The sequence below is a fragment of the Alcanivorax sp. HI0083 genome, assembly GCF_001635175.1.
In genome coordinates this window covers 1-2,047 of record NZ_LWFX01001177.1, presented here as the reverse complement: position 1 = coordinate 2,047, position 2,047 = coordinate 1, and the positions used below count along the sequence as shown (strand labels likewise).

Annotated in this window: 3 protein-coding genes; 1 reads left to right on the top strand and 2 read right to left on the bottom strand. The window is 60.6% G+C overall.

Annotated elements, in window-relative coordinates; genetic code table 11:
- Together A3754_RS16875 and A3754_RS16870 are read right to left on the bottom strand one after the other, a co-directional pair.
- A partial coding sequence (locus A3754_RS16875) for a FecR domain-containing protein (protein WP_063520629.1) occupies nucleotides 1-703 on the bottom strand: 703 nt, incomplete at its 3' end.
- Nucleotides 700-1,236, bottom strand: a complete 537-nt coding sequence (locus A3754_RS16870; protein ID WP_063520628.1) for a sigma-70 family RNA polymerase sigma factor — start codon at nucleotides 1,234-1,236, stop codon at nucleotides 700-702. The genes A3754_RS16870 and A3754_RS16875, both read right to left, overlap by 4 nt.
- A gap of 207 nt (nucleotides 1,237-1,443) precedes the next feature.
- Here A3754_RS16870 and A3754_RS16865 point away from each other — a divergent pair, with 207 nt between their 5' ends.
- On the top strand, nucleotides 1,444-1,944 hold the full coding sequence (locus tag A3754_RS16865) for a transcriptional repressor (protein ID WP_231880662.1): 501 nt from the start codon (nucleotides 1,444-1,446) through the stop codon (nucleotides 1,942-1,944).
- Nucleotides 1,945-2,047: the final 103 nt, after the last annotated feature.

The window sequence follows — 2,047 nt, the reverse complement described above, 5'->3', positions numbered from 1 at the left end:
CGTTGGCGGAAAAACGGGTTTGTTGCTGAGGGTGCAGTACGCTTTTCTGCCGTGCCAGGTTGGTGATCTCCACCGCGCCGTCATAGACCGCGAGGAAGGTTGTGTTTGTTTCCCGGCGTACCGTGAAACGGGTGCCCAGTGGCTGGAGCTGACCTTGCGGTGTGAACACCACCAGTGGGCGCGGGTCCGCCTTGCCGGTTTCAATCAGCACTTCGCCCTGTATCACCTGGATGTGTCGCTGGGGGCCGTCCAGTACGGTATTGATGGCGCTGTTGGTGTTCAGCCACAGGCGGCTGCCGTCGGCCAGTTCCAGGGCGCGGATTTCGCCCATGCCGGTGCGATACTGTGCGTTCCAGTCTGCCACCAGGGTGGGCAGTGGCGTCTGTCGCCAACTCACCCAACGCAGGCCGCCGGTACTGATGACCAGGGCCAGGCCGGTAATGACGCTGCGGCGCTGTATACGGTTGTGGCGGGCCTGTTTCAGGGTGGCTTCGGTATGCGCTGGATGGTTGGCACTGGCGGTGCTGAACTGTTGTTCAATGTGCTCCACCATTTGCCAGCCGCGCAGATGGTCCGGGTGCTGCCGTAGCCATTGCTGCCAGCGAAGCTGGTCGCTTTCGCCGGCCTGCCCGGAGCGCAGCAGGGCAAACCAGTCGGCGGCGTCACTGAGAATCTGGTGATCAATGTGTGCTGCGCCGTTCATGGTCGGGCGGCCATGCAGCTGCCTTCCAGTCGGGCCTGCAGGCGCAGGCAGGCAAGCATGGCTCTGGACAGGTAATTGCGCACGGTCCGTTCGGATACGCCCAGTTGTGTGGCGATTTCCTTGCCGGTGAGGCCATGCACCATGGACTGGGTAAAGGCATGAGCTACCGCCTCAGGTAAGCGGCGAAGCATGGTGTCGACTTCCACCAGGGCTTCCAGTGCGGCGGTTTGCTGTTCTGCGGACGGGCTTTCCGGTTCGGGCAGGTGGAGCAAGGTATCCAGCCAGGCCTGCTCAATTTCTCGGCGCCGCCACAGGTCTACGCACAGCCCCCGGGCCATGCGGCTCAAGTAGGCACGGGCGGTGTGATGGTGCAGGTGGCGAGGTTTGCTGAGCAGGCGAATAAAGGCGTCGTGGGCCAGGTCGGCGGCATCATCGCGGCTGCCGAGACGCCGCTGCAATATGCCATGCAGCCAACTGTGGTAGTCGGTATACAGCGTTTCCACCGACAGGGATTCCTGCGTCACCCCGGACATGATCCCGCCCCCCAGCGTTGTTCTGTAAAGAATGAATGCTGAATACTATTTGAGAATGGATATCATTACAATAATGAGAATGAAACGCATAGTGTGACGCCTGCCCTGGTTTGCGTTTTTATCCGAGAAAAAATGTCACCATCGGTGGGCGTCATTCGTCTTCTATAGAGACAGGGAAAAAAATGCGCGATGCAGAAGGAGCTGAAGATGGCAGATAAAGGCATGGATGAGGCCCCGGGGCTGACCGTTCAGGTGAGTGAGGGAAAAGAACGTGGCGGGGCGGCCAAGAGTCATGAGCAATGGTTGACCGGGGCGGGGCTGAAAGCCACGTTGCCGCGGGTGCGGATTCTGCAGCACCTGAAAGCCGCCCACGATGAGCAGCGCCATCTGGGCGCTGAAGAAATCTATGCCCGCCTGTATCAGGCGGGGGAAAGAATCGGTATCTCAACCATTTACCGGGTGTTGCTGAATCTGGAGCAGGTGGGGTTGGTCACCCGTCATCAGTTTTCCCAGGGCGCGGTGAGCCGCTGTGTGTACGAGCTGTCATTCGGTGAACGCCATGATCATATGGTGTGCGTGGAAACGGAGCGGGTGATTGAATTCCGTGATCCGGTCATCGAGGCGCGGCAGGAGCAGATTGCCCAGGCCCACGGCTATGAGGTCGTTGGCCGGGAGCTGGTGATCCGGGTTCGCCGCATCACGTCGTAGCCGGCAGGGCGCGGCGCTTGTCAGACCAGCGGTCTGCCCGTGTCTTGTGCTTGCCCGGCTGGGTGGGTACAACCATACATAGACAGTATGGGAGGCACGGTGC